Consider the following 1,709-nt stretch of genomic DNA (forward strand, 5'->3'; position numbering starts at 1 on the left):
GGTCGGTGCGCTTCCTGCTGTCGGCCCTCAACGCCTTCACCGACGACCGGGCCGCCGCTGAGTGCCCCCGCCCCCGGCGCCGTCGCGGCCGGCGCTCAGTTCCGTCCCAGCGCCCTGCGGATCGGGGCGGTGCGCTGCTCCGGCTCGGCCGCGTCCCGGTCCAGCCGGAGCGCGAGCGCGGGGCAGCGGCGCACGGCACGCTGCGCGAGCCCCCGGAGATGCACGGGGACGGGCGTGTCGGCGAGGGCCGGGTAGCCGTCGGGGCCGAGCCGGATCAGCTCGGGCACCACGCCGGCGCACAGCCCGTGGCCCTCGCACAGCGTCCAGTCCACCGCGAGCCGCTCGCCGCTGGGCACCCCCTCGTCGCGCTGTCCGGGCGAGGGCAGCGGCAGCACGCCCGCCGTGGGCCGGCCGCAGCCGCCGCTGAGGACGTGGGCGGCCAGGTCGTCGGTGAAGGCGTTGAGGGCCGACAGCAGGAAGCGCACCGACCCGTCCGGGTGTTTGCACGCCCCCCGCCCCCGTACGGCCTGGGTGACCTGGCGCAGGGCCTCCAGCGCCGTACGGCCGCCGCCGCCCAGGACGTCCGAGAGGCCGGCCGCGGCGGCGGGCAGGCCCAGCCGGCACGGCCCGCACTGGCCCGCGGTCTCGGCGGCCAGCCAGTGCGCCACCCGCAGGCTCTCCCCGAGCGGGCAGGTGTCCGTTCCGATCGGCAGCAGGGCCCCCGCGCCGAGCGCCCCGCCGGCGGCGGCCAGCGCCTCCCGGGAGACCACGGCGCCGTGCGCGGCCACCGCGTCGATCCAGCTGCCGTGGTAGCCGCCGGTGAGCACGCCCTGGGGCACCTGGGGCGCCCCGCACAGCTCCAGCACGTAGCGCAGCGGCACCCCGCTGGGCACCTCCAGCACCATGGGCCGGGCCACCGAGCCGGAGACGGTCAGCATCAGGGTGCCCGGCTCGCCCGGTATCCCGGTGTTGCCGTAGCGCTGGGCGCCCAGGCGCGCGGCGATGGCCAACTGGGCGTAGGTCTCCGTGTTCGACAGCAGGGTGGGGGCGTTGCCCACGCCGGAGTCGGAGGCCCGTACCCGCCGTCCCGGGGGCAGCGGGGGGCCGCCGTTCGCCGCCCGGATCAGCGCGGACGCCTCCCCGGAGACCATGCGCTCGGGGGTGCGCACCACCCGCGCGCGCAGTGCGCGCCCGCGCCGGTCGGTCAGCCCGCGCTCCGCCAGCGCCTCCCGTACGGACGCCTCGGTGGAGTCCCGGGTGACGCCGATGACCAGGGTGCGCGCGCCCAGGGCCTCGGCCGCGAGCAGAGCTCCGTCCAGCATCAGATGGGGGGCCCGGCACAGCAGAACGGTGTCCTTGCGGCAGGCCGGTTCGCCCTCGCTGCCGTTGACCACCACCACGGGCCGCACGCCCCGCCGGATCGCCGACTTCGCGACGGCGCGCAGCTTCCGCCCGAAGGGGAAGCCGGCCCCGCCGCGGCCCCGCAGGGCCACCCCCTCGGCCAGTTCTGCCAGCTGCTCGCCGCCCAGCGGGGCGAGGGGGCCGTGCACCTTGAGGTGCATCTCCAGGTCGAGCCGGTGGACGAGGTCGAAGCCGGAGGTGAGCTGGGGGAGGCCGACCACCCGGACCTCGGGGACGTCGGGAAGGGTCGCGTTCATGGCCGCTCTCCTGCGGGCTGGTGCCACGGTTCACCGGGCGAGGGCGGGTGG

At 77.9% G+C, this 1,709-nt stretch carries 1 protein-coding gene; it reads right to left on the minus strand.

What is annotated here, in order from left to right:
* Positions 1 to 95: 95 nt before the first annotated feature.
* Entirely contained in the window at positions 96 to 1,658 is a 1,563-nt protein-coding gene (locus tag ACSNOD_RS30965) for an NADH-ubiquinone oxidoreductase-F iron-sulfur binding region domain-containing protein (RefSeq protein WP_436770400.1), read from the minus strand.
* Positions 1,659 to 1,709 lie beyond the last annotated feature (51 nt).

It is taken from the genome of Streptomyces sp. URMC 123, assembly GCF_051386515.1.
Lineage (GTDB): Bacteria > Actinomycetota > Actinomycetes > Streptomycetales > Streptomycetaceae > Streptomyces.

Excerpts from the sequence above, each read along its gene's own strand:
- ACSNOD_RS30965 (WP_436770400.1), bottom strand. The coding sequence starts at position 1,658 with ATGAACGCGACCCTTCCCGACGTCCCCGAGGTCCGGGTGGTCGGCCTC.